Below are 24,971 nucleotides of genomic sequence, written 5' to 3' on the forward strand. Positions count from 1 at the left end.
GCATGAGCGACAACAGCCTGCGTCTGGTGTGGGTCTACCCCGACCTGCTCAGCACGTACGGAGACCAGGGCAACGCCCTCGTCGTGGAGCGCCGGGCCCGCCAGCGCGGCCTGGACGTGCAGCGCGTGGACGTGCGCAGCGACCAGCCGATCCCCACCTCGGGCGACATCTACCTGATCGGCGGCGGCGAGGACCGGCCGCAGCGCCTCGCCGCGGAGCGGCTGCTGCGCGACGGCGGTCTGGAGCGCGCCGTCTCGAACGGGGCGATCGTCTTCTCCGTCTGCGCCGGGTACCAGATCCTCGGCAAGGAGTTCGTCAACGACCAGGGCCAGCGCCAGGAGGGCCTCGGCCTGCTGGACGTGGTCACCCTGCGCGGTGAGGGCGAGCGGTGCGTCGGCGACGTCCTCGCCGACATCGACCCGCGCCTGGGTCTGCCGCAGCTGACGGGCTTCGAGAACCACCAGGGCGTCACGCACCTCGGCCCGACGGCCAGGCCGTTCGCCCGGGTCACGATGGGCCGCGGCAACGGCACCGGCGACGGCACCGAAGGCGCGTACAACGACACGGTGTTCGGCACCTACATGCACGGTCCCGTGATGGCCCGCAACCCGCAGATCGCGGACCTTCTGCTGAAGCTGGCCCTCGACGTGAACGCCCTGCCGGCCATAGACGACCGGTGGTACGAGGCGCTGCGCGCGGAGCGCATCGCCGCCGCGACGCAGCCCGCGTAGCGCCTGGCGGACCGCTCATCGGGGCGGCCCCGTCATCATGTGTTCGGCCCGGTTTTCCCTAGGGGGAACCGGGCCGACGTGGTTTCGTACGACGAGTACGACCAGCATGTGGAGGATGGTTCAGCCCACTGCTCCACCGCTTGTAGGGTGGCCGTAGTTCCCACCGGACGACGTGGTCCGGTCGTCGGCCCACGTTGCAAAGGTCTCTCCCTGCCATGCGCATTGGTGTGCTCACTTCCGGTGGCGACTGCCCCGGCCTCAACGCCGTCATCCGCTCCGTCGTGCACCGCGCCGTCGTCGACCACGGCGACGAGGTGATCGGCTTCCTCGACGGCTGGAAGGGCCTGCTGGAGGCGGACTACCGCAAGCTCGACCTCGACGCCGTCGCCGGCATCCTGGCCCGCGGTGGCACCATCCTCGGCTCCTCCCGGGTCCAGCCGGCGCACCTGCGCGACGGCGTGGAGCGTGCCCGCGGGCACGTCGCCGACCTCGGCCTCGACGCGATCATCCCGATCGGCGGCGAGGGCACCCTGAAGGCCGCGAACCTGCTGTCGCAGGCCGGACTGCCGATCGTCGGTGTCCCGAAGACCATCGACAACGACATCGCCTCCACCGACGTCACCTTCGGCTTCGACACCGCCGTCGGCGTGGCCACGGAGGCCCTGGACCGGCTGAAGACCACCGCCGAGTCCCACCAGCGCGTGATGGTCGTGGAGGTCATGGGCCGCCACACCGGCTGGATCGCCCTGCACTCGGGCATGGCGGCGGGCGCGCACGCGATCGTCGTACCGGAGCGCCCCTTCGACATCGAGGAGCTGACGGCGATCGTCGGCGAGCGCTTCTCCGCGGGCAAGCGCTTCGCGATCGTCGTGGTCGCCGAGGGCGCCAAGCCGCGCCCCGGGTCGATGGACCTGGAGGAGGGCGGCGTCGACATGTACGGCCACGAGCGGTTCGCCGGCATCGGCAACCGGCTCGCCGTCGAGCTGGAGCACCGCCTGGGCAAGGAGGCCCGGCCGGTGATCCTGGGCCACGTCCAGCGCGGCGGCACGCCCACCGCGTACGACCGGGTCCTCGCCACCCGCTTCGGCTGGCACGCCGTGGAGGCCGCGCACCGCGGCGAGTTCGGCATGCTGACCGCGCTGCGCGGCACGGACATCGAGATGGTGCCGCTCGCCGAGGCGACCTCGACCCTCAAGACGGTGCCGGCCGACCGCTACGACGAGGCCCAGACGGTTCTGTGACCGTATGCCCGTTACGGCCGCCCCCGCGCGCAGGCGCGTGCGGGGGCGGCACTACTGTGGTGGGGCGCCACGGTCAAGGGAGTGAAGAGATGGATCACAGCGGGCACGGCATGGACATGAACATGGACCTGCCGCCCTTCACTCTCGGACGCGGGCTGGAGTTCTCCTTCGACGCCTTCTTCCTGATCGGCTCGCTGGCGGGACTCGCCCTGTACGGGTGGGGGGTGCTGCGGCTGCGCCGGCGCGGGGACGCCTGGCCGCCGGGCCGGACGATCGCCTTCACCGCGGGCGTGCTGACCGTGGTCCTGGTGATGTGCACCAAGCTGAACGACTACGGCATGGTCATGTTCAGCGTGCACATGGTCCAGCACATGGTGATCAGCATGATCACCCCGATCCTGTTGCTGCTGGGCGCCCCGGTGACCCTGGCGCTGCGCGCGCTGCCGCCCGCCCCACGCGGCCACAAGGGCCCGCGCGAGCTGCTGCTGGCGCTGCTGCACAGCCGGTACATGCGGGTGATCACCCACCCCGCCTTCACCATCCCCCTGTTCATCGCGAGCCTCTACGCCCTGTACTTCACCCCGCTCTTCGACTTCCTGATGGGGAGCCGCACCGGGCACATCGCGATGATGGTCCACTTCCTCGCCGTCGGCCTCGTCTTCTTCTGGCCGATCATGGGCGTCGACCCGGGTCCGCACCGTCCCGGGTACGTGATGCGGATGCTGGAGCTCTTCGCCGGCATGCCCTTCCACGCCTTCTTCGGCATCGCCCTGATGATGGCCGGCGAGCCGATGATCAAGACGTACGCGAACCCGGCGGCCTCCCTCGACATCGACCCGCTGCTCGACCAGCAGTGGGGCGGCGGCATCGCCTGGGCCTTCAGCGAGATCCCCTCGGTGCTGGTCCTGATCGCCCTGGTCTACCAGTGGTACCACTCCGAGCAGCGGGCGGCGAAGCGCTCCGACCGGGCCGAGGACCGCAACGGCGACAAGGAGCTGGAGGCGTACAACTCGTATCTCGCCTCGCTCCAAGCGCGTGGCCAGTAGCGGAACAGCCCTGTCGCGCGCGACCATGGGGCATGACCGGATCCGTTAAGGCGATGGCCGTCATGACCTTCGCCGCACTGGTGGCCGTTGCCGCGTACTCCGTGGCCCTCGGCAGCAACGGCTGGCTGTGGTTCGGCTGGGTGGTGCTGGGGCTGCTGACCGCCGGGATGGCCGCCTCGCGCAATGTCTGAGGTTGGTTCCCACCGCCCCCTCCAGCCCGTGACTCACCGTCCGTAAACTGACGGTGACAACGGGATATCGACGGGAGCGGCCTGGTGTTCTACCACTTGCTCAAGCACGTGCTGATCGGTCCTCTGCTGAGGCTGCTGTTCCGGCCCCGGATCGAGGGCCTGGAGAACATCCCGGCGGAGGGTGCCGCGATCGTCGCGGGCAACCACCTGTCCTTCTCCGACCACTTCCTGATGCCCGCGATCCTCAAGCGGCGGATCACCTTCCTCGCGAAGGCCGAGTACTTCACCGGTCCCGGCGTCAAGGGCCGGCTCACCGCCGCCTTCTTCCGCAGCGCCGGGCAGATCCCGGTGGACCGGTCCGGCAAGAACGCCGGGCAGGCGGCCCTGCGCGAGGGGCTGGCGGTGCTGGCCAAGGACGAGCTGCTCGGCATCTACCCCGAGGGGACGCGTTCGCACGACGGGCGGCTCTACAAGGGGAAGGTGGGCGTGGCCGCGATGGCCCTGGGCGCCGGGGTGCCCGTGATCCCCTGCGCGATGGTCGGCACCTTCGAGATCCAGCCGCCCGGGCAGAAGATCCCGAACATCCGCCGGGTGACGATCCGCTTCGGCCGGCCGCTGGACTTCTCCCGGTACGCCGGCATGGAGGGCGAGCGGGCGATCCTGCGCGCGGTCACCGACGAGATCATGTACGCCATCCTCGAACTGTCCGGCCAGGAGTACGTCGACCGGTACGCGGCCGAGGTGAAGGCCGAGGAGGAGGCCGAGCGCAAGAAGGACCAACGGAAGAAGGCCCGGCGCTCCGCGCGCTGAGCCTTCTCCCGTACGGACGGTCCGGTCTAGCGGACGGCCGGCAGCTCCTCACGGGTCGGCCACGCGCTGCCGGTTCCGTGGTCGAGCGACAGCGCGGCGGCCTGGGCCGGGGCGACGGGCGTGGCGTGCGGGGCGCACGTCACGTCCTGCGCGTCGACCTTGCCGGTCAGCAGGTAGGTGTCCACCCGCGTGTTGATGCAGGGGTTCAGCAGGCTGGTGACACCGTGCGAGCCGGCGTTCTGCTCGGTGATCAGACGCGAGCCGGCGAGGCGGCGGTGCAGCTCGACGGCGCCCTTGTACGGCGTGGCCGCGTCCCGCTCGGACTGGACGATCAGGATCGGCGGGACGCGCTTGGCGCCGACCGCGATCGGGGTGCTCTGCTTGGCCTTCCAGGTCGCGCAGGGCAGGTTCATCCAGGCGTTCGACCAGGTCAGGAACGGGTACTTCTCGTGGAGCTTGGAGTTGTCCCGGTCCCACTTGGCCCAGCTGGTGGGCCACTTGGCGTCGGCGCACTCGACCGCCGTGTAGACGGCGTTGCCGTTCTCCGAGGCCGCGTTGCCCTTGGTGTCCGTCATGTCCGGGGCGATGGCGTCGACGAGCGCCTGCTCGTCACCGGCGACGTAGGCGGCCCAGGTCCGGGCGACGGGCACCCAGGAGGAGTCGTAGTACGGGGCGCCCTGGAAGAAGCCGATGAGCTCGGCCGGTCCGACGATCCCGCCGATCGGGTTGGCCTTCGCCTTGTTGCGCAGCTCCTGCCACTTGGCCTCGACCTTGGCGCGGGTGTCGCCGAGGTGGAAGACCGCGTCGTTCTTGGCGACCCAGTCCTGCCAGTCGTTCCAGCGCATCTGGAAGGCGACGTCCTGGCCGAGGTTGGCCTCGTACCAGATGTTGTCCTGCGAGGGGTCGACCACGCTGTCCACGATCATGCGGCGCACGTGGGTCGGGAAGAGGCTCGCGTAGACCCCGCCGAGGTAGGTGCCGTAGGAGACGCCGAGGAAGTTCAGCCTCGCCTCGCCGAGGGCGGCGCGGATCACGTCCATGTCGCGCGCGCTGTTCGGCGTGGTCATGTGCGGCAGCATCTCGCCGCTGCGCTCCTTGCAGCCGTCCGCGTACTCGGCGGCGAGCTTGCGCTGGGCGAGCTTGTCGGCCTCGCCGTCCGGGACCGGGTCGGCCTTGGGGGCCTTCACGAACTCCTGCGGGTCGATGCAGGAGATGGGCGCGGAGTGGCCGACACCGCGGGGGTCGAAGCCGACGAAGTCGTACGCCTTGGAGGCGTTGACCCACAGCGGGCTCTTGGTGGTGACCCGGCGCGGGAAGCGCATGCCGGAACCGCCGGGGCCGCCGGGGTTGTAGACGAGCGCGCCCTGGCGCTCCTGCTGGGTGCCCGTGCTGCCGATCCGGTCGACGGCGATCTCGATGGTCTTGCCGTACGGCTTCGCGTAGTCGAGCGGGACCTTCACCCAGCCGCACTGGATGGGCTTCTCCAGGCCCCAGTCCGCGGGGCAGTCCTTCCAGTCGATCCCGGTACGGGCGGCGCGGGCGGCGGCGATCTGAACCCCCAGCACCTCCGGCAGCTTCGGGCCGTTGTCGGTCGCGGCCGCGGCGGCCGGCGGGGCCAGCAGCAGGCTCGCCGCCAGTGTGCCGGTGATCAGTGTGGCGGCGCTCCCCAGCGTCGCGTTGCGTATCACGTGGTTGTTCCCCCTGCGTCAGGTGCCGCCGTGGGCGGCCGGGTTGGTCGGGGTCGGTCGTCGGCGTGCAGGGGGATCCTGTCGTCTGATCCGGGACCGGCGACAGAGCTCGATCGACTTCTTTGCCAACCCGATAACCGGAAAGGCGTGTACCGCTGAGCGGTGCCTGATTCGTCCCCCGTTCACCCGTGGTACGTGCGGCAGGCCGCGTCGAGCACCTCGCGCAGCCGCAGGGCGTCCGGGGCCAGGGCCGTCACGAGGACCGCCGGCCCGGCCAGCGGCGTCACCACCGCGCACTCCCCCAGCACCCGGGCCGCGGGCGGGTCCCCGGCGAAGTCGGGGTCCACGACGAGGAGCTGGCCGAGCGCCCGGTGGCCGGCCAGTCCCGCCGGGCCGTCCCAGCCGCCGGGCGCACCGGGCCCGCAGGTGAGTTCCTGGTCCAGCAGCGGACGGCCGCCCCGGGTGACGGTGAGCCGGCTGCTCAGCAGGCCCGGGGCCTCCCCCGCGCGTCCGAGCACCTGCTCCTCGCGCAGCAGCAGCCGGGCGGTGGGGGCCAGCGCGACCCGGGTGCGCACCCGCAGTTCGCTGCCGCGCACCGAGACCAGAGGCTCGGGCAGCCACCGCACCGACGCCCCGTCCTCCAGGGTCAGGCGTACGTCGTACCGCGCGGGTTCGCCGCCCCGGCCGGGCAGTGCCAGGGTGGCCGCCGCCGAGGCGAGGGCGAGGCGCGCGCCGGGCCCGGCGGCGGCCTCGACGGTGAGGTGGTCCCCGCCCAGCGGCGCGCTCATCGCGCCGACCAGCATGACCCGGGCCTCGGCCCCGGACCCCCGGGTGCGGCGCAGCGCGAGCGGCCCCTCGCCGGCCAGCAGCGGCAGGGCGGTGCCGCCCCGCCCGTCGGCCACGGCGTGGATCCGGGCGGTGGCCCGGAGGCCCGACGCGGGCACGGGGACGGAGTGCGGGGGGACCCGCGGCGGGGAGAGCGGGGGTGCGCTGGTCACCGTACGGTCCAGGCGGCGAACCGCTCGCGCACCCAGGCGGCCACCGGGGCCACCCCTTCGGGTCCGCGGAGCGACTGGAAGGCGACGGGCAGTTCACCGCGCTGCTCGGCGGCGTCGCGTGCCATCCGGCCGAGGTCGGAGCCGACGTACGGGGCGAGGTCGGTCTTGTTGACGACGAGGAGGTCGGCGGTGGTGACGCCGGGGCCGCCCTTGCGGGGGATGTCGTCCCCGCCGGCCACGTCGATGACGAAGATCTGGGCGTCGACGAGACCGCGGGAGAAGGTGGCGGTGAGGTTGTCCCCGCCGGACTCGACGAGGATCAGGTCCAGTCGGCCGTGCTCCCGGAAGGTGTCCTCCAGTTCCTCGACGGCCTCCAGGTTGGCGGAGATGTCGTCGCGGATGGCGGTGTGCGGGCAGGCTCCGGTCTCGACGGCGGTGATCCGCTCGGGCGGCAGGACGGCCTCGCGGAGCAGGAACTCGGCGTCCTCGCGGGTGTAGATGTCGTTGGTGACGACGGCCATGGACAGTTCGGTGCGCAGCGCGCGGCACAGGGCCGCCACGGTGGCGGTCTTGCCGGAGCCGACGGGCCCGCCGAGTCCGATGCGCAGGGCGCGGCGGGTGCCGTCGGCGCGGAGCGGGGCGGCGCTGTGGGTGTGCCGGTGGGGGTAGGTCACGGCGTGGTCGAGGTGCATGGGGGGGGTGTCTCCTTCGGTGGGTCAGGAAGCGAACAGGCGTACCGGCCAGTCGGCATGGATCTCCGCCGAGATGTCCAGCAGCGGCGAGGAGGCCGCGGGCAGCGCCTCCGGCCCTTCGGTCCGGGCCCGCAGTGCGGCCCCGGCCGCCCGCGCGGAGACCGCGTCGAGTTCGGGGGCGAGCCGGGCCAGGACCCCGCTCGCCTCGAAGGGGTCCAGGCCCAGCAGCCGTACCGTCGCGGTCGCGGGTCCGCCGACGCTCTCGTACGCCGCCACGTGCGCGGCGTCGAGCGGCCCGAGCCCGGCCGCCCGGGCGGTGACGCCGAGCACCACGGGCTGGTGGGCGCCGCGCGGGAAGGCGGCGGCCAGCGCCTCCAGTTCGGGTGCGGGCCAGGTGGCCCGGGCGGCGCGCAGCAGCTGCCGGCCGAGCCTGCGGGCCGCGGTGCGCAGGGCGGGCGAGGGGGTCCGGGCGTCGGCGGCGGCGTCGAGTTCCGCCGGGTCGAGCCCGAGGGCGGCGGCCGCCGCCAGCGCGGCCGCGGTGAGTCCGGCGGTGTGCAGCCGGCCCCGGCAGAACTCCTCCAGGGTGGCGGCGTCGTGGATGCGGCCCGCCTTGCAGGCGGCCTCGGCCCCGCCGGAGTGGGCGTGCCCACCGGCGGGGAAGCGGCCGTCCGCGAGGACGAGCAGGGCGGCGAGGCTCACGGCAGGAGGCCTCTCGTCAGGCTGCACTCCATCAGAAGAGGAAGTACCGCTGGGCCATGGGCAGTTCCGCCGCGGGTGCGGGTTCGACGACCTCCCCGTCGATGGTGACCGTGAAGGTGTCGGCGTCGACCTTGACCCTCGGCATGGCGTCGTTGTTGCGCATGTCGGCCTTGCCGACCTTGCGGGTGCTCTCGATGGCGGTGAACTGCTTGCCGAGTCCGAGGCGTTCGGGCAGCCCGTTGTCGAGGGCGGCCTGTGCGGTGAAGTTCAGCGAGTTCAGGGCGGGGGCGCGCCCGTGGCTGCCGAACATCGGGCGGGGCATGACGGGCTGCGGGGTGGGGATGGAGGCGTTGGCGTCGCCCATCTGCGCGTAGGCGATCTGGCCGCCCTTGATGACGAGTTCGGGTTTGACGCCGAAGAAGGCCGGGTTCCACAGGACCAGGTCGGCGAGTTTGCCGGTCTCGACCGAGCCGATCTCGCGGGCGAGCCCCTGGGCCACGGCGGGGTTGATCGTGTACTTCGCGACGTAGCGGCGGGCCCGCTGGTTGTCGGCGGGTCCGTCGCCGGGGAGGAAGCCGCGCCGCTTCTTCATCACGTGGGCGGTCTGCCAGGTGCGCAGCACGACCTCGCCGACCCGGCCCATGGCCTGGGAGTCGGAGGAGATGATGGAGATGGCCCCGAGGTCGTGCAGGACGTCCTCGGCGGCGATGGTCGAGGGCCGGATGCGGGATTCGGCGAAGGCGAGGTCCTCGGGGACGGCCGGGTTGAGGTGGTGGCAGACCATCAGCATGTCGAGGTGTTCCTCGACGGTGTTGACGGTGTGCGGCCGGGTGGGGTTGGTGGAGCTCGGCAGGATGTTGGGCTCGGAGACCACGGTGATGATGTCGGGGGCGTGCCCGCCGCCCGCGCCTTCGGTGTGGTACGAGTGGATGGTCCGTCCCGCGATGGCCGCGAGGGTGTCGTCGACGAAGCCGGCCTCGTTGAGGGTGTCGGTGTGGATGGCGACCTGGGCGCCGGTCTCGTCGCAAACGCTCAGGCAGGCGTCGATGACGGCCGGGGTGGACCCCCAGTCCTCGTGGATCTTGAATCCAAGGGCGCCGCCGCGCAGTTGGGAGTGCATGGCCTCGCGGGACATGGTGTTGCCCTTGCCGAGGAGGCCGATGTTGACCGGGTAGGCCTCCAGTGCCGCGAACATCCGGGCCAGGTGCCAGGGTCCGGGCGTGACGGTGGTGGCCTTGGTGCCTTCGGCCGGTCCGGTGCCCCCGCCGACGAGGGTGGTGATCCCCGAGGCCAGCGCCGCGTCGATGACCGTCGGGGAGATGAAGTGCACGTGGGCGTCGACGGCGCCGGCGGTGACGATCTTCCCGTTGCCCGCGATGATCTCGGTCTCGGGGCCGATGACGAGTGCCGGGTCGACCCCGTCCATGGTGTCGGGGTTGCCGGCCTTGCCGATGCCGCAGATCCGGCCGTCGCGGATGCCGAGGTCGGCCTTGACGATGCCCCAGTGGTCGAGGACGACGACGCCGGTGATCACGGTGTCGGGGGCGCCCTCCGCCCGGGTGGTGCGGGCCTGGCCCATGGACTCGCGGATCACCTTGCCGCCGCCGAAGACGGCCTCGTCCCCGGCCCGGCCGGGTCCGCCGCTGAGGTCCTGCTCGATCTCGACGAAGAGCTCGGTGTCGGCGAGCCGGATCCGGTCTCCGGCGGTCGGCCCGAAGAGGTCGGCGTACACCTGGCGGGAGATCTCAGCCATCGAGCGGCCCTCCGGTCTGCCCGCGCAGTCCCGGTACGGTGCGCAGGCCCCCCAGCGGTACGAGTTCCACCGCGACCGGGATGCCCGGCTCGAAGCGGACGGCCGTACCGGCGGCGACGTTGAGGCGGAGCCCGCGGGCGGCGGCGCGGTCGAAGTCGAGGCCGGGATTGGCCTCGGCGAAGTGGTAGTGGGAGCCGACCTGGACCGGGCGGTCGGCGGCGTTGAGCACGGTGAGGCGGGTGACGGGGCGGCCCTCGTTGAGGCGCACCGGGCCGTCCCCGTAGGCGATCTCGCCGGGGATCATGCGGGCACTCCTGTTCAGACGATGGGGTCGTGGACGGTGACGAGCTTGGTGCCGTCCGGGAAGGTCGCCTCGACCTGGACGTCGTGGATCATCTCGGGGATCCCCTCCATGACGTCCTCGCGGCGCAGGACGGTGCGGCCTGAGGCCATCAGCTCGGCCACGGTCCGCCCGTCGCGGGCCCCTTCGAGGATGTGGGACGTGATCAGCGCGATCGCCTCGGGGTGGTTGAGCCGGACCCCGCGCGCCCTTCGCTTCTCGGCCACGTCCGCAGCCACGTGGATGAGCAGTCTTTCCTGCTCGTGCGGTGTCAGATGCACTCGTCATCACCAAGTTTCCGGGACAAGATCAACAGCGTGCCGGGGCGACCCTAGCCGCCTTCAACACTTCGTTGACCTGCGCATATCCGAGCCAAGCATGTCTTGCCCAACACAGGAGAAGGCTTTCCGTCCCGACCACCGCCGCTTTACCGGATCATGGGTGATCATTGGCGGTCGAACGTGGCCGCCACGCTAAGGCCCGCGCTTTTCCGCTGCGTTAACCCACGTTTCGGGCAGGCACCCGGTTCAACTCCGCTGCCTCAGGAACCCGGTTCCGTATACGGATTCGCATGCGCCTTCGGCTACGGAATCCCCACCGAGGAGACACATGTTCGTCAATCCCGTCCGGCACATCACCTTCGACGCCCTCGACCCCTACCGGGTCGCCGAGTTCTGGTCCGCGGTGACCGGCTTCCCCATCCACCCCGACGACGTGGAGGGGGACGACGAGATCCTGCTGGAGCCGGGGCGGCCCGGGGTGCCCGGCCTGCTGTTCATCCGGGTGCCGGACGCCAAGTCCGTCAAGAACCGGGTCCACTTGGACATCGAGCCGCCCACCGGCACCCAGGACGAGACCGTCGAGCGGCTGATCGGGCTCGGCGCGAAGCTCGTGGACGACCGCCGCGACGAGGACGGCGTCCTGGGCTGGGTCGTGCTCGCCGACCCCGAGGGCAACGAGCTGTGCATCGAGCGCAGCGCGGTGGAACGCGGCACCGCCTGAGCCCGGTCAGCAGCCGGTCGCGCTCCGCGCCGCCGTCGGCGCCCCGACGGCCCAGGGCAGCGCGATCCACACCGTCTTGCCCCCCTCCTCGGTCGGCGCGACCGAGAGCCGGCCGCCCGCCTCCGCGGCGAGCCAGCGGATGATGACCATGCCCCGGCCGTTGTCCTGCTGGACGGCGGCCGGGAGCCGCTTGGGCCAGCGCGGGTGGCTGTCGGTCACCCCGACGCGCAGCCACTCCTGCCGCTCCAGCCGGATGTCGACGGTGAAGGTGGGCGACTGGCCGAAAGTGTGCTGTACGGCGTTGGTGGCGAGCTCCGAGACGATCAGCCGGACGCTGTCCGCGGTCTCGGCGTCTTCGGGGAGTCCCCATTCGCTCAGCACGTCCGCCACGTAGCGGCGGGCGGCGGCGACCGAGGCGGGATCGCTCGGCAGAGTGACGGATGCTTCCTGGTGGTCTGCCATGGCGACGGTCCCTTTCCCACCGGGGCGGAACCGCCCCGGATCTGTGCTGGACGCCAGAGTGCCACCCATCGTGCCGCCACACCCGCCGTTCCCCCAAGATCTGCATATATCTGTCGCTCGATGCGGTGAACTCTGCTACGGAAGAGCGTATTTGGACGGCAGACTGGTGCGAGCTGTGCCGGTGGAAGGGAGGCGGGTGTGCAGCACGGTCCCGCGGTGCGTCGGCGCAAGCTCGGCGAGGAACTGCGTGCCCTGCGTGACCGGACCGGACTCACCAGTGGTGAGGCCGCCCGGATCATGGGCTGGCACCAGTCGAAAATCAGCCGCATCGAGACAGGCCGCAGCGGTGTGAAGCCGGAGGACATCCGGCTGCTCCTCGACGTCTACGGGGAGGTCGTGAGCCCGGAGCAGCGCGCCCTGCTGGAGGCCCTGTCGGCCTCGGCCGCCGGCCCCGGTCCGGCCGGTGACACCGGGCGGGGCCGCCAGTGGTGGCACGACTACCGGGGGCTGCTGCCGCAGGAGTACCGGGACTTCATCAGCCTGGAGGCGGGCGCCCGGTCGGCCCGCACGGTGGAACTGTCCGTGGTGCCCGGACTGCTGCAGACCTCCGGGTACGCGCGGGCGGTGACCCGGGCCGCGCTGGGCGGGCTGCCGGAGCCGAAGGTGGACGCGCTGGTCGACGTACGGCTGGCGCGGCAGTCGGTGCTGCGGGCCGATCCGCCGCTGGAGCTGAGCGCGGTCCTGGACGAGGCGGTGCTGCGCCGGCAGATCGGCGGGCCCGGGGTGATGGCCGAGCAGTTGCGGCACCTGGTGGAGGTGTCCCGGCTGCCCCAAGTGTGTCTGCAGGTCCTGCCGTTCAGCGTCGGCGGCCATCTCGGCCTGACAGGACCGTTCGTGATTTTTTCATTTCCGGACATCGCTGATCTGGATGTGGTGGTACTCGACCATTTGACGAGTAGCCTCTATCTGGAGCGGAAGGAAGACCTAGAGGCGTACAGCGCCGCGTTCCGCACCATCCAGGAACACGCCCTCCCGCCCCAGGACTCGTCGGATCTCATCAGCAGCCTTGCTGACGACGCGTAAGGAGGCACCCCCGTGTCCGCAACCCCCTTATCCAGCGGCGGACTTCTGATCAGCGCGCGGTGGCGGCGGAGCAGCCGCAGCACCGGAATGAACAACTGCGTGGAAGCGGCCGCCCTCGGCGGCGACCTGCTGGCCGTCCGCGACTCGAAGCGGGCGGACGGCCCGGCCGTGCTCTTCACCGGGCCGGCCTGGAACGGCTTCCTCGCCTCCGTACGGGCGGACGCGCGTAGCTCCGACTAACGGTCCGTGGCTCCGGCGGGCGCGGTCCGAAGGATCGTCCCGACCGCCCGGTTGATCTCCTCCCCCGTGAGATCGGCCCGGGCGGTCAACCGCAGCCGGGAGATGCCGTCCGGCACCGACGGCGGGCGGAAGCACCCCACGGACAGACCTGCCTCGCGGCAGTCGGCGGCCCAGCGCAGTGCCGCCGACGCCGACGGGGCCCGTACCGACACCACGGCCGCGTCCGGCCGGGCCGCGGTCAGGCCGGACGCGGTGAGCCGCCCGTACAGCCGGTCGGCCACCTCGCGGGCGCGGCCCGCCCGCTCCGGTTCCCTCCGGAGCAGGCGCAGGCTCGCCAGCGCCGCGCCCGCGGCGGCCGGGGCCAGCCCGGTGTCGAAGATGAAGGTGCGCGCCGTATTGACCAGGTGCCTGATCACCTTGGCCGGACCGAGTACGGCTCCGCCCTGGCTGCCCAGGGACTTCGAGAGGGTCAGCGTCGCGACCACGTAGGGCGCGCCCGCGAGCCCGGCGGCGTGCAGCGCGCCGCGGCCGCCCTCGCCGAGCACGCCCAGTCCGTGGGCGTCGTCCACGACCAGGGCCGCGCCCTCGTCGCGGCAGGCGGCGGCGTACCCGGCGAGCGGGGCGGCGTCCCCGTCCACGGAGAACACCGAGTCGCTGACCAGCAGCGCCCGTCCGTCGTGCGCGGCGAGCGTCTTGCGCGCGGTGTCCGGGTCGGAGTGCGGGATCACGGCGGTCTCGGCGCGCGAGAGCCGGCAGCCGTCGACGATCGAGGCGTGGTTGCCGGCGTCGGAGACGACCAGCGTCCCCCAGTCGCCCAGCGCGGTGACGGCGGCGAGGTTGGCCGCGTACCCGGAGGAGAGGACCAGCGCGGCCTCGAAACCGCAGAAGTCGGCGAGCTCGCGCTCCAGCTCCGCGTGCAGCTCCGTCGTACCCGTCACCAGACGGGAACCGGTGGCTCCGGCGCCCCAGCGCTCGGCCGCCTCCCGTGCCCCGCGGATCGTCTCGGGGTGCCGGGACAGGCCGAGGTAGTCGTTGCTCGCGAGGTCCAGGAGCGGCGACACCGGCGGCCGCGGGCGGAGCGTGCGCACCAGCCCGGCCTGTTCCCGCGCGCTCTCCGCGGCATCGATCCAGGCGAAGACATCCTCGGGCTCGGGGGTGTGCTGGGGCATCGGCATGTCCTCGTGTTTTGTCGGCAGTCCACAGACCTGCCCGACCCTAGCGGCCGTGACCAGTGCGCCAGGTGTGGTGATACACACACACCCATCCGGCCATGTTGTGCGATCTCTCCTTGGCCGGGATGGGTGCTGTGGTCCAGGATCGGGGGCATGGACCTGCTGAACACCCTGGTGGACAAGGGGCTGCGGCGCGAGCTGCCGACCCGCGAAGAAGCGCTCGCCGTACTGGCGACTTCTGACGACGAACTGCTCGACGTGGTGGCCGCGGCCGGCAAGGTGCGCCGCCAGTGGTTCGGGCGTCGGGTCAAGCTGAACTACCTGGTCAACCTGAAGTCCGGGCTGTGCCCGGAGGACTGCTCCTACTGCTCGCAGCGCCTCGGGTCGAAGGCCGAGATCCTCAAGTACACGTGGCTGAAGCCGGAAGAGGCCTCCCAGGCCGCCGCCGCCGGTGTCGCGGGCGGCGCGAAGCGGGTCTGCCTGGTCGCGAGCGGCCGCGGGCCGACGGACCGGGACGTGGACCGCGTCGGCAGGACCATCGAGGCGATCAAGGAGCAGAACGAGGGCGTCGAGGTCTGCGCGTGCCTCGGCCTGCTCTCGGACGGCCAGGCGGAGCGGCTGCGCGACGCGGGCGCGGATGCCTACAACCACAACCTCAACACGTCCGAGGCGACGTACGGGGCGATCACCAAGACCCACACCTACGCGGACCGGGTCGACACGGTACAGAAGGCGCACGCCGCCGGCCTGTCCGCGTGCTCCGGTCTGATCGCGGGCATGGGCGAGACCGACGAGGACCTGGTCGACGTCGTCTTCTCGCTGCGCGAGCTGGACGCGGACTCGGTCCCGGTCAACTTCCTGATCCCCTTCGAGGGCACCCCGCTGGCCAAGGAGTGGAACCTCACCCCGCAGCGCTGCCTGCGCATCCTGGCGATGGCGCGGTTCGTCTGCCCCGACGTCGAGGTCCGCCTCGCCGGCGGGCGCGAGGTGCACCTGCGCTCGCTGCAGCCGCTGGCCCTGCACGTGGTCAACTCGATCTTCCTGGGCGACTACCTGACCAGTGAGGGCCAGGCCGGCCAGGCCGACCTCGACATGATCGCGGACGCCGGTTTCGAGGTGGAGGGCGCCGGTACGTCGACCCTTCCCGCGCACCGTTCCGACGCGGCGGCCGCGGCCGCCGGCGGGGGCTGCGGCTCGAACGGCGGCGCCCCGGTCTGCGGTTCGGGCGCGGCCCCGGCCGACGACGCCACGGCGGCGGGCTGCGGCTCGGCGTGCGGCGGCTGCGCCGGGCACGGACCCGCCGAGGCGAAGCCCGTACCGGCCCAGGCCGAGGCCGGCGAGGTCCGGCCGGAGCTGGTGGCCGTACGCCGCCGCGGCGCGGGGACGGACATCGCTCCCAATGCCTGACCGGCCCGACCCGCTCGACGCGCCCTCGTCCGGCGCGGAACTGCTCGCACTGGACCGGCAGCACGTCTGGCACCCGTACGGTCCGATGCCCGGCCGGCAGGAGCCGCTGGTCATCGCCTCCGCCTCGGGGGTGCGGCTGCGCCTCGCCGAGCCCGCCCAGGGGGAGGGCCACGAGGAGCTCGTCGACGGCATGTCCTCCTGGTGGTCGGCCATCCACGGCTACAACCACCCGGTGCTCAACGAGGCCGTGACCACGCAGCTGGGCCGGATGTCACACGTGATGTTCGGCGGGCTCACCCATGAGCCCGCCGTCCGGCTCGCCGCGAAGCTCGTCGAGATCACCCCGCCGGGACTGGAACACGTCTTCCTCTGCGACTCGGGCTCGGTGTCCGTCGAGGTCGCGGTCAAGATGTGCCTGCAGTACTGGCGTTCGGTGGGCCGGACGGGCAAGACCCGGCTGCTGACCTGGCGCGGCGGGTACCACGGGGACACCTGGCAGCCGATGGCCGTCTGCGACCCCGAGGGCGGCATGCACGAGCTGTGGCAGGGTCACCTGCCGCGGCAGGTCTTCGCGGACGCGCCGCCCGGCGGTTTCGACACGCCCGTGGACCCGGCGTACGCCGACCACCTGCGGTCCCTGATCGCCGCGCACGCCGACGAACTGGCCGCCGTCATCGTGGAGCCGGTGGTACAGGGCGCGGGCGGGATGCGTTTCCACCACCCCGCCCACCTCCGGGTGCTGCGCGAGCTGTGCGACGAGTACGGCGTCCTCCTCATCCTGGACGAGATCGCGACGGGCTTCGGCCGGACCGGCGCGCTCTTCGCCGCCGACCACGCCGGGATCACCCCGGACGTGATGTGCCTGGGCAAGTCGCTGACCGGCGGCTACCTCACCCTCGCGGCGACCCTGTGCACGGAACGGGTCGCCGACGGGATCTCCCGCGGCGAGGTGCCCGTCCTCGCGCACGGGCCGACCTTCATGGGCAACCCGCTCGCCTCGGCGGTGGCGCTCGCCTCGATCGAACTCCTCCTCGGGCAGGACTGGGCGACCGACGTCAAGCGCATCGAGGCGGGGCTGCGCGAAGGCCTGGCGGCCGCGGCCGGGATCCCCGGCGTACGGGACGTACGCGTCCTCGGCGCCATCGGCGTGGTGCAGCTGGACCACGAGGTCGACGTGGCGGCCGCGACCCGGGCGGCGGTGCGCGAGGGCGTGTGGCTGCGCCCGTTCCGGGACCTGATCTATGTGATGCCGCCGTTCGTCACCGGCGAGGCGGACGTGACCCGTATCTGCCGTGCGGTGTGCGCGGCGGCGCAGGAAGGCTGAGATGTCCGTAGTGATGGTGTCCGGGACGGGCACCGAAATCGGCAAGACGGTGGTCACCTCGGCGATCGCGGCCGCCGCGCTCGCGGCCGGCCGCTCGGTGGCGGTACTCAAGCCCGCGCAGACGGGCGTCGGTCCGCAGGAGCCCGGGGACGCGGCGGAGGCGGTCCGCCTGGCCGGCTCCGCCGTCACCGCGGTGGAACTGGCCCGCTACCCGGAGCCCTTGTCCCCGCACAGGGCGGCCCGCCGCGCGGGGCTGCCGGCCCTCTCCCCGGCGGAGATCGCGGAGGCGGCGCGGCAGTTGTCCGAGACGCACGACCTGGTCCTGGTGGAGGGTGCGGGCGGGCTGCTGGTCCACTTCGACGATGAGGGCAACACCCTGGCCGACGCGGCCCGGCTGCTCGGCGCGCCGACCGTGATCGTCGCCCAGGCCGGCCTCGGAACCCTCAACTCCACCACCCTCACCGCGGAAGCCCTGCGGGCCCGCGACCTGACCCCGCTCGGCGTGGTCGTCGGCAGCTGGCCGCGGGACCCGGACCTGGCGGCCCGCTGCAACCTGGCGGACCTCCCGACGGCCTCGGCCCTGCCCCTCCTGGGCGCGGTCCCCGAGGGCTCGGGCACCCTCTCCCCCGACGAGTTCCGCGCATCGGCCCCCACCTGGCTGGCCCCACCCCTCTCGGGCACCTGGTCGGCGCAGTCCTTCCTCACCACCTGGTCCCCACCGGCCTACACCCTCACGAACGCCTGACCCCCGGGGCCCCGCCGCACAATCCAGCCCCGCCGGCGCAATCCAGCCCCGCCGGCGCTTGAGGCGCCGGGCCGGGGGCGGAACCCCAATCTTCGACCCCGCCGGCACAGTCCAGCCCCGCCGGCGCTTGAGGCGCCGGGCCGGGGGCGGAACCCCAATCTTCGACCCCGCCGGCACAGTCCAGCCCCGCCGGCGTTTGAGGCGCGGGGTCCGGGGCGGAGCCCCGTTCTTTCGGCCGCGCCGGCGTCGGCGGCGCGGGCCCGGGGCCGGCCGAGCCCCGGCATTCGGACCGCGAGGGATGAGGCCCTGCCGACCGGGCACGCTGGAGGTACCCGAACATCCGCCCCCGGGAGGTCCGTCATGCCGCGCCCCCGCCCCACCCCGCCCCACGACCCCGTCCACCACCCGGTCTTCGCCCGCTTCTACGCCCGCGCGAGCAAAGCCGCCGAGACCCGCGCCGGCATCGCCCCCCTCCGCCGCGAGCTGCTGCACGGCGTCTCCGGCCGCGTCATCGAGATCGGCGCCGGCAACGGCCTGAACTTCCCGCACTACCCCCGCGCCGTCTCCGAGGTCGTCGCCGTCGAACCGGAGCGCACCCTCCGCCGCCTCGCGTCCTCCGCCGCGCTCCGCTGCGAGGTCCCCGTGGACGTCGTACCCGGCGCCGCGGAGGCCCTCCCGGTCAAGAGCGAGGCCTTCGACGCCGCCGTCGCCTCGCTGGTGCTGTGCACCGTACGGGACCTGCCCCGCTCCCTCGCCGAACTGCACCGAGTCCTGCGCCCCGGCGCCGAGCTGCGCTTCTTCGAGCACGGCCGCGCGCCCGGCCCCGCCATGGCGGCCGTCCAGCGCGCCCTGGACCGGACCGTCTGGCCCCACCTCTTCGGCGGCTGCCACACCGCGCGCGACCCGCTCGCCGCCATCGAGGCCGCCGGTTTCCGGATCGTCTCGCACCGCCGCCTGCGGCTGCCCGAGCGCGGTCCGGCCCTGCCGACCTCCTACTGCGTCATCGGGTCGGCCCGCCGAGCGGCTTGACCCAGCGCTTCCACTGGTCCTGGGGTCCGTAGCCCGCGGCCTCCCAGGCCAGGTGGGCGCGCGCGTTGCGGACGAGCACCATCGCGTCCGCCCGCCGCCCGCCGAGCGCCACGAAGCGCTCCTCGGCGGCGGCCAGCAGCGCGGTCCCGATCCCCTGGCGCCGGTGGCCGGGGTGCACCGCGAGCCGGTACAGGTGACAGCGCCAGCCGTCGAACCCCGCGATCACCGTGCCGACGAGCTCTCCGTCGCGCCGCGCGATCAGCAGCGACTGCGGATCGCGGTCGTGGAGGCGCTCGACCCCGGCGAGGTCGTCGCTGATACTCGTTCCCTCGGCGGCGGCCTTCCAGAAGTCCAGCACGGGGCCGAGGTCGGCGGCCGACGCGGGTCCGATCCGAAGATCACTCATGTCCGGATCCCATCATCCGCCCGCGCTCCGCCAAAAGAATGATCCGCTCTCTTTGCCCGTCCTTTACCATGTGGGAAAAGGTCCCTCTTGAGTGAAAGGTGTGAGCGTCCGCCCATGGGCGAGCCTCCCAGTCCCCGACACAAGCGTCCGCGACACCGCGCGGTCCCCCTCCTCCTGGCCGATCATGGGACGGAGGTGATCGACCGATGACCGAGGTGCTCCTGCTCGTCGTGGCACTGCTGCTCTGCGTCGCCTGCGGAGTCTTCGTCGCGGCCGAGTTCTCGCTGACGACCGTGGAACGGAGCGAGCTCGAGCGGGCCGTCGAGCGCGGTGAGCGCGGGGCCGACAGCGCCCTGGCCGCCGTCCGCACCCTGACGTTCCAGCTCTCCGGCGCCCAGCTCGGCATCACCGTGACCGGTCTGGTCATCGGCATGATCTCCAAGCCGTCCATCTCCACCCTGCTCAAGGGCCCGTTCGAGGCGATGGGCCTGTCCGCCGGCGCCGCCTCCTCCACCGCCCTGGTCCTCGGCACCGTCCTGTCGACCGTGGTGCTGATGGTCGTCGGCGAGCTGGTGCCCAAGAACTGGGCGATCTCCTCCCCGCTGGCGATCGCCAAGCGCGTGGCGACCGCGCAGCGCGTGTTCAGCCGGGCCTTCAAGCCCCTGATCAGCCACCTCAACACCACCGCGAACCACATGGTGCGCCGTCTCGGCATGGAGCCGGCCGAGGAGCTGGCCTCCGCGCGGACTCCGCAGGAGCTGGTCGCCCTGGCGCGCCACTCCGCGAAGCAGGGCGCCCTGGAGAAGGACACCGCCGAGCTGTTCGTGCGGACCCTGAACCTGGCCGACCTGACCGCGGAGAACGTGATGACCCCGCGCGTCCAGGTCACCGCCCTCGACGTGCAGGCCACCGCCGAGGACGTGGCGAACGCGACGCTCGCCACCGGCCTGTCCCGTTTCCCGGTCTACCGGGGAAGCCTCGACACCGTGGTCGGCACCGTCCACATCAAGGACGTGCTGGCGCTGCCTGCCGAGGAGCGCCGCCGCCGTCCGGTGTCGCAGCTGCTGCGCGAGCCCCTGCTCGTACCGGAGTCGCTGACGGTGGACCGGCTGCTGGACCGGCTGTCCGGCAAGCAGACGATGGCCGTGGTGATCGACGAGTACGGCGGCACGGCCGGTGTGGCCACGCTGGAGGACATCGTCGAGGAGGTCGTCGGCGAGGTCCGCGACGAGCACGACCCGCACGAGACCCCGGACCTGGCCCCGGCCGGTACGGACGACTCCGGGCGCCTCGTCTACTCCGCCGACGGAGCCGCGCGCACCGACCAGCTCCGGCGGATCGGCCTGCGGGTGCCGGACGGTCCGTACGAGACCCTGGCCGGTCTGATAGCGACCGAGCTGGGCCGGATCCCGGCCGTCGGCGACCAGCTGGACCTGGACGGCTGGCACCTGGACGTGGTGGACGCCGGCGGACGCCGGGCGGCGCGGGTGCTGCTGCACGCCCCGGCCGAGCGCGCCGGCGGAACGGAGGAGGCCCGATGACCGTCATCCAGCTGCTGATCGGGCTGGCGAGCCTGGTCGTCAACGCCTTCTTCGTCGGCGCGGAGTTCGCGCTGATCTCGGTCCGGCGCAGCCAGATCGAGCCGTACGCCGAGCAGGGCGACCGGCGTGCCCGCGCCGTCCTGTGGGGCCTGGAGCACGTGTCGGCGCTGATGGCGGCGGCGCAGCTGGGCATCACGCTGTGCACCCTGGTGCTGGGTGTGGTGGCCGAGCCGGCCATCGCGCACCTGCTGACCCCGCTGTTCGACCTCGTCGGGGTACCCGACGGGCTGACGCACGCGATCTCCTTCGCGGTGGCGCTGTCGCTGGCGACGTACCTGCACATGCTCTTCGGCGAAATGGTGCCGAAGAACGTGGCGCTGTCCGAGCCGGTGCGCACCGCGCTGCTGCTGGGACCGCCGCTGGTGACCCTCACCAGGGCGCTGCGGCCGGTGATCTTCGCGATCAACGCCTTCGCCAACGTCCTGCTGCGACTGCTGCGGGTGGAGGTGAGGGACGAGATCGCGGCGAGCTTCTCGGACGACGAGCTGGCACGGATGGTGAAGGACTCCAGTGACGCGGGTCTGCTCGACGACCGGGCGAGCGAGCGCCTGCACGACGCCCTGGAACTGGGCCGGCGGCCGGTGACGGATGTGGTGCTGCCGGCGGGCCAGGTGGTCTCGGCCCGCGTGGGCATCACCCCCGCCGGCCTGGAGCGACTGTCGGCCGAGTCCGGGTACTCCCGGTTCCCGGTGATCGACGAACAGGACGGGATCCTGGGCTACCTGCACGTGAAGGACGCCCTGGACGCGGACGGGGACGCACGGAACGAGCCGTTCCCGGTGTCGGTGCTGCGGCCGATCGCCCAGGTGCGGGCGGAGACCCCGCTGGACGACGTACTGACCGCCATGCGCCGCAGCCGTACGCACCTGGCGGCGGTGCTCGGGGCGGAGGGTGCCATGACGGGCCTGGTGACGATGGAGGACGTGCTGCGGGAGCTGTTCGGCAGGCCCGCGTCCGCCTGATCCGTGGGGGGGGTGTGGTCCCCGGCCCTGCGGGGCCGGGGTACCGCGCGGTAACATCACTCCGCCATGGAGATGAATGCCTCTTACACCAGTTTCGTCGCGATCGGCGACTCCTTCACCGAGGGCATGTCGGACCTGCTGCCGGACGGCTCCTACCGGGGCTGGGCCGATCTGCTGGCCGCCCGCCTCGCCGCGCGCGAGCCGGGCTTCCGCTACGCCAACCTCGCGGTCCGCGGGAAGCTGATCGGGCAGATCGCCGAGGACCAGGCCCCGGTGGCGGCGGCGATGGGCGCCGACGTGGTGACCCTGGTGGGCGGTCTGAACGACGCGCTGCGCCCCAAGGTGGACATGGGCCGGGTCCGCGGCCACCTGGAGGCGGCGGTGGACACCCTCGCGCCGTCCTGCAAGCACCTCGTCCTCATGCGTTCTCCGGGGCGCAACGGACCGGTGATGGAACGCTTCCGGCCCCGCATGGAGGAGCTCTTCATCATCATCGAGGAGCTCGCCGCCCGGCACGGCGCCCTGGTGGTCGACCTGTACGGGGCTTCCGTGCTCGGCGATCAGCGGATGTGGGACGTGGACCGGCTGCACCTGACGGCGGAGGGGCACCGCCGGGTGGCCGAGGCCGTCTGGCAGACCCTGGGCCTGCCCGCCGAGGAGGACTGGCGCACGGAACTGCCCGTGGCCGCGCCCCCCGGCTGGACCGTGCGCCGGTCCCAGGACATGAGCTTCGCCCGGCAGCACCTGATCCCCTGGATCGGCCGCCGTCTGACGGGCCGCTCCTCCGGGGACGGCCGCCCGGCCAAGCGCCCGGAGCTGCTGCCGTACGGGGACGCACCGCTCTCGTAGCAAGCCACAATCGCGAGCGGGGGCCCTACCTGCGTAAACGCACAGCGGCAGCCCAAGTAGAATCCCTCCACGTGACTGCCAAGCCCCGCATCCCCAATGTCCTGGCCGGCCGCTACGCCTCCGCGGAGCTCGCCGTCCTGTGGTCCCCCGAGTACAAGGTGACGCTGGAGCGGCGGCTGTGGCTCGCCGTGCTGCGCGCCCAGAAGGACCTCGGTATCGAGGTCCCCGACGCGGCCCTCGCCGACTACGAGCGCGTCCTGGAGACCGTCGACCTCGCCTCCATCGCCGAGCGCGAGAAGGTCACCCGGCACGACGTGAAGGCCCGCATCGAGGAGTTCAACGCCCTCGCCGGTCACGAGCACGTCCACAAGGGCATGACCTCGCGCGACCTCACCGAGAACGTCGAGCAGCTGCAGATCCGGCTCTCGCTGGAGCTGGCCCGCGACCGCACGGTGGCGGTCCTCGCCCGCCTCGGCAAGCTGGCCGGCGAGCACGCCGAGCTGGTCATGGCCGGCCGCTCCCACAACGTGGCCGCGCAGGCCACCACCCTGGGCAAGCGGTTCGCCACCGCGGCCGACGAGCTGCTCGTCGCCTACGACCGCCTGGAGAACCTCCTCGGCCGCTACCCGCTGCGCGGGATCAAGGGCCCGGTGGGCACCGCCCAGGACATGCTGGACCTGCTCGGCGGCGACGCCGCCAAGCTCGCCGACCTGGAGCAGCGGATCGCCGCCCACCTCGGCTTCGCCCAGGCCTTCACCTCGGTCGGCCAGGTCTACCCGCGCTCGCTCGACTACGACGTGGTCACCGCGCTCGTGCAGCTGGCCGCCGCCCCCTCGTCGATCGCCAAGACGATCCGCCTGATGGCCGGCCACGAGCTGGTCACCGAGGGCTTCAAGCCCGGCCAGGTCGGCTCTTCCGCGATGCCGCACAAGATGAACACCCGCTCTTGCGAGCGCGTGAACGGCCTGATGGTCATCCTGCGCGGCTACGCCTCGATGACCGGCGAGCTGGCCGGTGACCAGTGGAACGAGGGCGACGTCTCCTGCTCCGTGGTCCGCCGGGTCGCCCTGCCGGACGCGTTCTTCGCCTTCGACGGCCTGCTGGAGACCTTCCTGACGGTCCTTGACGAGTTCGGCGCCTTCCCGGCCGTCGTCGCCCGCGAACTGGACCGCTACCTGCCCTTCCTCGCGACCACCAAGGTCCTGATGGGCGCGGTGCGGGCCGGCGTCGGCCGCGAGGCCGCCCACGAGGTCATCAAGGAGCACGCGGTGGCCTCCGCGCTCGCCATGCGCGAGCAGGGCGCCGAGCGCAACGAGCTGCTGGACAAGCTGGCCGCCGACGAGCGGATGCCGCTGGACCGGGCCCAGCTCGACGCCCTCATGGCCGACAAGCTGTCCTTCACCGGCGCCGCCGGTGACCAGGTCGCGACCGTGGTCTCCCGGATCGAGGCGATCGCCAAGCAGCACCCGGAGGCCGCCGGGTACGCGCCGGGGTCGATCCTCTGACCCCCGAAGAGCTGACCGCCGCCCGTGACCGCGTCCTCCCGGACGTGGTCGCGGGCGGTCTGCGTGTGCTGTTCTGCGGGATCAACCCCGGCCTCCTCTCCGCCGCGACGGGCCACCACTTCGCCCGCCCCGGCAACCGCTTCTGGCCCGTCCTGCACCTCTCGGGCTTCACCCCCCGCCGGCTGGCTCCGGCGGAGCAGGAGGAACTCCTCACCTACCGCCTCGGCATCACCAACGTCGTGGCCCGGGCCACCGCCCGCGCGGACGAACTGAGCGCCGAGGAGTTCCGCGAGGGCGGCCGCATCCTGACGGCCAAGGTGGAACTCCTGCGCCCCCAGTGGCTGGCGGTGGTCGGAGTGACGGCCTACCGCACCGCCTTCGGCGAGCGGAAGGCGCAGATCGGTCCCCAGGAGCGAACCATCGGCTCCACCCGCATCTGGGCCCTCCCCAACCCGAGCGGCCTCAACGCCCACTGGACCGCCGAGTCCATGGCCCAGGAGTACGCCCGCCTCCGCGCCGCCGCCGAGACTCCCGAGTTCCCGGACCGCTAGGGCGGGTCGATCACGGTGACCCCTGCCATCAGCAGGTAGGGGTCCCCCTCGGCCCGCTGCGCCACGTAGGCCACCAGCCACTGCTCCCCGGCCCGCCACAGGTGCACGTGGTCGGTGCTGTTGCTCAGCTCGTCCCACGGCTCCGGTATCTCCTCCCCGTCGAGCCCCCGTCCCAGCAGCGACCCGACGCTGAAGACCTGCGGATCTCCCCACCGGTCGGAGAGCGACTGGGTGAGCGCCCCGTACTCGGCGTTGATCTGGTCGGCCGCCTCGGTACGGCCCGCACCGCCGTCCTCCCAGAAGTCCGCGGTTCTGCCGACCGGGACGAGGTGGTAACCCGGGCCGCTGCTCTGCCCGCCGGACCAGACCGGCTCGGTGGGGAACTCCCGCACCCGGAGCCGGTCGATCATGTCGAGATGCTCTGCCGTGGTCATACCGTCAGTA

General features: G+C 72.4%; 28 protein-coding genes. 17 read left to right on the forward strand and 11 right to left on the reverse strand.

Features of this window, described 5'->3' with window-relative positions:
* Window positions 1-2: 2 nt before the first annotated feature.
* The 5 genes from ACZ4VT_RS21805 (at window position 3) to ACZ4VT_RS21825 (ending at window position 4,019) form a co-directional block, all read left to right on the forward strand.
* A complete protein-coding gene (locus tag ACZ4VT_RS21805; protein WP_362807281.1) occupies window positions 3-731 on the forward strand; it encodes a type 1 glutamine amidotransferase in 729 nt (242 codons plus the stop codon).
* A gap of 215 nt (window positions 732-946) precedes the next feature.
* Window positions 947-1,972 carry a 6-phosphofructokinase gene (locus tag ACZ4VT_RS21810; protein ID WP_030711550.1) on the forward strand — a complete coding sequence of 342 codons (1,026 nt, stop codon included), beginning with the start codon at window positions 947-949 and terminating at the stop codon, window positions 1,970-1,972.
* Window positions 1,973-2,061: 89 nt separating this feature from the next.
* A complete protein-coding gene (locus ACZ4VT_RS21815; protein ID WP_467951858.1) occupies window positions 2,062-3,018 on the forward strand; it encodes a cytochrome c oxidase assembly protein in 957 nt (318 codons plus the stop codon).
* A 32-nt stretch (window positions 3,019-3,050) separates the two neighbouring features.
* Entirely contained in the window at window positions 3,051-3,209 is a 159-nt protein-coding gene (locus ACZ4VT_RS21820; protein WP_327261325.1) for a hypothetical protein, read from the forward strand.
* A gap of 84 nt (window positions 3,210-3,293) precedes the next feature.
* Window positions 3,294-4,019 carry a lysophospholipid acyltransferase family protein gene (locus ACZ4VT_RS21825; RefSeq protein WP_362807275.1) on the forward strand — a complete coding sequence of 242 codons (726 nt, stop codon included), beginning with the start codon at window positions 3,294-3,296 and terminating at the stop codon, window positions 4,017-4,019.
* 26 nt (window positions 4,020-4,045) lie between these two features.
* On the opposite strand, the gene ACZ4VT_RS21830 is transcribed toward ACZ4VT_RS21825, so the two are convergent.
* From ACZ4VT_RS21830 to ACZ4VT_RS21860, 7 genes are all read right to left on the reverse strand, one after another.
* A complete protein-coding gene (locus ACZ4VT_RS21830; RefSeq protein ID WP_467951860.1) occupies window positions 4,046-5,707 on the reverse strand; it encodes an alpha/beta hydrolase in 1,662 nt (553 codons plus the stop codon).
* A gap of 182 nt (window positions 5,708-5,889) precedes the next feature.
* Window positions 5,890-6,651 carry an urease accessory protein UreD gene (locus ACZ4VT_RS21835; protein ID WP_467951980.1) on the reverse strand — a complete coding sequence of 254 codons (762 nt, stop codon included), beginning with the start codon at window positions 6,649-6,651 and terminating at the stop codon, window positions 5,890-5,892.
* 50 nt (window positions 6,652-6,701) lie between these two features.
* A complete protein-coding gene (gene ureG, locus ACZ4VT_RS21840) occupies window positions 6,702-7,397 on the reverse strand; it encodes an urease accessory protein UreG (RefSeq protein WP_467951862.1) in 696 nt (231 codons plus the stop codon).
* 24 nt (window positions 7,398-7,421) lie between these two features.
* Window positions 7,422-8,096, reverse strand: coding sequence for an urease accessory protein UreF (locus ACZ4VT_RS21845; RefSeq protein WP_467951865.1), 675 nt, complete (start codon window positions 8,094-8,096; stop codon window positions 7,422-7,424).
* Window positions 8,097-8,127: 31 nt separating this feature from the next.
* Window positions 8,128-9,849: an urease subunit alpha gene (locus ACZ4VT_RS21850; protein WP_467951867.1), complete on the reverse strand. Its 1,722-nt coding sequence runs from the start codon at window positions 9,847-9,849 to the stop codon at window positions 8,128-8,130.
* Entirely contained in the window at window positions 9,842-10,153 is a 312-nt protein-coding gene (locus ACZ4VT_RS21855; RefSeq protein ID WP_467951869.1) for an urease subunit beta, read from the reverse strand. The genes ACZ4VT_RS21850 and ACZ4VT_RS21855 overlap by 8 nt, the downstream gene beginning before the upstream one ends.
* Window positions 10,154-10,167: 14 nt before the next feature.
* Window positions 10,168-10,470, reverse strand: coding sequence for an urease subunit gamma (locus ACZ4VT_RS21860; protein WP_361757431.1), 303 nt, complete (start codon window positions 10,468-10,470; stop codon window positions 10,168-10,170).
* Window positions 10,471-10,798: 328 nt separating this feature from the next.
* On the opposite strand from ACZ4VT_RS21860, the gene ACZ4VT_RS21865 reads away from it, so the two are divergent.
* Complete coding sequence (locus ACZ4VT_RS21865; RefSeq protein ID WP_467951871.1) at window positions 10,799-11,191, forward strand: VOC family protein; 393 nt, start codon at window positions 10,799-10,801, stop codon at window positions 11,189-11,191.
* Between the two features lie 6 nt (window positions 11,192-11,197).
* Here the strand turns inward: ACZ4VT_RS21865 and ACZ4VT_RS21870 are convergent, their stop codons facing one another.
* Window positions 11,198-11,653 (reverse strand): ATP-binding protein, encoded by a 456-nt coding sequence (locus ACZ4VT_RS21870; protein WP_467951872.1) that lies wholly within the window; start codon window positions 11,651-11,653, stop codon window positions 11,198-11,200.
* A gap of 198 nt (window positions 11,654-11,851) precedes the next feature.
* On the opposite strand from ACZ4VT_RS21870, the gene ACZ4VT_RS21875 reads away from it, so the two are divergent.
* Window positions 11,852-12,736, forward strand: a complete 885-nt coding sequence (locus ACZ4VT_RS21875; protein WP_362807252.1) for a helix-turn-helix domain-containing protein — start codon at window positions 11,852-11,854, stop codon at window positions 12,734-12,736.
* A gap of 12 nt (window positions 12,737-12,748) precedes the next feature.
* Window positions 12,749-12,976, forward strand: coding sequence for a DUF397 domain-containing protein (locus ACZ4VT_RS21880; protein ID WP_467951874.1), 228 nt, complete (start codon window positions 12,749-12,751; stop codon window positions 12,974-12,976).
* Here the strand turns inward: ACZ4VT_RS21880 and ACZ4VT_RS21885 are convergent.
* Window positions 12,973-14,145 carry an 8-amino-7-oxononanoate synthase gene (locus ACZ4VT_RS21885; protein WP_467951876.1) on the reverse strand — a complete coding sequence of 391 codons (1,173 nt, stop codon included), beginning with the start codon at window positions 14,143-14,145 and terminating at the stop codon, window positions 12,973-12,975. The two genes, ACZ4VT_RS21880 and ACZ4VT_RS21885, sit on opposite strands and share 4 nt — an antisense overlap.
* Before the next feature lie 156 nt (window positions 14,146-14,301).
* On the opposite strand from ACZ4VT_RS21885, the gene bioB reads away from it, so the two are divergent.
* The 4 genes from bioB to ACZ4VT_RS21905 all read left to right on the forward strand — a co-directional run bounded on the left by bioB (window position 14,302) and on the right by ACZ4VT_RS21905 (window position 18,653).
* Window positions 14,302-15,555 carry a biotin synthase BioB gene (gene bioB, locus ACZ4VT_RS21890; protein ID WP_467951877.1) on the forward strand — a complete coding sequence of 418 codons (1,254 nt, stop codon included), beginning with the start codon at window positions 14,302-14,304 and terminating at the stop codon, window positions 15,553-15,555.
* Complete coding sequence (locus ACZ4VT_RS21895; RefSeq protein ID WP_467951878.1) at window positions 15,548-16,879, forward strand: adenosylmethionine--8-amino-7-oxononanoate transaminase; 1,332 nt, start codon at window positions 15,548-15,550, stop codon at window positions 16,877-16,879. The genes bioB and ACZ4VT_RS21895 overlap by 8 nt, the downstream gene beginning before the upstream one ends.
* A 1-nt stretch (window position 16,880) precedes the next feature.
* Window positions 16,881-17,624 carry a dethiobiotin synthase gene (bioD, locus tag ACZ4VT_RS21900; RefSeq protein WP_467951880.1) on the forward strand — a complete coding sequence of 248 codons (744 nt, stop codon included), beginning with the start codon at window positions 16,881-16,883 and terminating at the stop codon, window positions 17,622-17,624.
* A 360-nt stretch (window positions 17,625-17,984) separates the two neighbouring features.
* A complete protein-coding gene (locus ACZ4VT_RS21905; RefSeq protein WP_467951882.1) occupies window positions 17,985-18,653 on the forward strand; it encodes a class I SAM-dependent methyltransferase in 669 nt (222 codons plus the stop codon).
* Here ACZ4VT_RS21905 and ACZ4VT_RS21910 read toward each other — a convergent pair.
* Window positions 18,625-19,059: a GNAT family N-acetyltransferase gene (locus ACZ4VT_RS21910; protein ID WP_467951883.1), complete on the reverse strand. Its 435-nt coding sequence runs from the start codon at window positions 19,057-19,059 to the stop codon at window positions 18,625-18,627. The genes ACZ4VT_RS21905 and ACZ4VT_RS21910 overlap by 29 nt on opposite strands.
* 206 nt (window positions 19,060-19,265) lie before the next feature.
* Here ACZ4VT_RS21910 and ACZ4VT_RS21915 point away from each other — a divergent pair, with 206 nt between their 5' ends.
* The 5 genes from ACZ4VT_RS21915 (at window position 19,266) to mug (ending at window position 24,527) form a co-directional block, all read left to right on the forward strand.
* Complete coding sequence (locus ACZ4VT_RS21915; RefSeq protein ID WP_467951885.1) at window positions 19,266-20,600, forward strand: hemolysin family protein; 1,335 nt, start codon at window positions 19,266-19,268, stop codon at window positions 20,598-20,600.
* Window positions 20,597-21,622: a hemolysin family protein gene (locus tag ACZ4VT_RS21920; RefSeq protein ID WP_467951886.1), complete on the forward strand. Its 1,026-nt coding sequence runs from the start codon at window positions 20,597-20,599 to the stop codon at window positions 21,620-21,622. Before ACZ4VT_RS21915 ends, ACZ4VT_RS21920 begins: the two co-directional genes overlap by 4 nt.
* A gap of 66 nt (window positions 21,623-21,688) precedes the next feature.
* Window positions 21,689-22,471, forward strand: a complete 783-nt coding sequence (locus ACZ4VT_RS21925) for an SGNH/GDSL hydrolase family protein (protein WP_467951888.1) — start codon at window positions 21,689-21,691, stop codon at window positions 22,469-22,471.
* Between the two features lie 71 nt (window positions 22,472-22,542).
* Window positions 22,543-23,976: an adenylosuccinate lyase gene (gene purB / locus ACZ4VT_RS21930; protein WP_351294002.1), complete on the forward strand. Its 1,434-nt coding sequence runs from the start codon at window positions 22,543-22,545 to the stop codon at window positions 23,974-23,976.
* Entirely contained in the window at window positions 23,973-24,527 is a 555-nt protein-coding gene (gene mug / locus ACZ4VT_RS21935; protein ID WP_467951982.1) for a G/U mismatch-specific DNA glycosylase, read from the forward strand. The genes purB and mug overlap by 4 nt, the downstream gene beginning before the upstream one ends.
* Here mug and ACZ4VT_RS21940 read toward each other — a convergent pair.
* Window positions 24,524-24,961: a hypothetical protein gene (locus ACZ4VT_RS21940; RefSeq protein ID WP_467951890.1), complete on the reverse strand. Its 438-nt coding sequence runs from the start codon at window positions 24,959-24,961 to the stop codon at window positions 24,524-24,526. The genes mug and ACZ4VT_RS21940 overlap by 4 nt on opposite strands.
* Window positions 24,962-24,971: the final 10 nt, after the last annotated feature.

It is taken from the genome of Streptomyces sp. NPDC029164, assembly GCF_055563995.1.